We start from the raw sequence: 550 nt of genomic DNA, 5'->3' as shown, positions 1-550 counted from the left end.
TGAAGAAGTTACTTCGTCTGGATCCAATTGGCCGTTGCCATTCTTATCCAGTCCAACTTTAACAGTATGAGTACCGTCGTTGTTGTCTACTACTTGAGCCAATGATGGCTTACCATCTTCACCTTTGGCGCCTGTTGCGCCTGTTGCGCCAGTTTCACCTTTATCGCCTTTGGCTCCGGTCGCGCCTGTAGCACCAGTTTCACCTTTATCGCCCTTAGCTCCGGTTGCGCCTGTAGCACCAGTGGCACCAGTGGCACCGGTTGCCCCAGCTTTTCCATCCTTACCATCTTTGATGATTGTAGATGATGTTACTTCATCTGGATCAAGCTGACCATTATTGTTCTTATCAAGTCCGACTTGAACAGTATGGGTACCATTGTTGTTATCAACAACCTTAGCTAGTGGAGATTTACCATCTTTTCCGTCTTTAACGATTGTTGAAGAAGTTACTTCGTCTGGATCCAATTGGCCGTTGCCATTCTTATCCAGTCCAACTTTAACAGTATGAGTACCGTCGTTGTTGTCTACTACTTGAGCCAATGATGGCTTA

At 46.2% G+C, this 550-nt stretch carries 1 protein-coding gene; it reads right to left on the bottom strand.

Going from position 1 to position 550, the window contains the following annotated elements; translation table 11 throughout:
* Positions 1–550: collagen-flanked surface repeat-containing protein (locus D8792_RS11285; protein WP_446677403.1), on the bottom strand; the 550-nt coding region annotated here is incomplete at both ends.

Origin of the sequence: Streptococcus cristatus (assembly GCF_003943505.1) — a bacterium.
Taxonomy (GTDB): domain Bacteria; phylum Bacillota; class Bacilli; order Lactobacillales; family Streptococcaceae; genus Streptococcus; species Streptococcus cristatus_E.
This window is presented reverse-complemented; position numbering and strand designations above follow the sequence as displayed.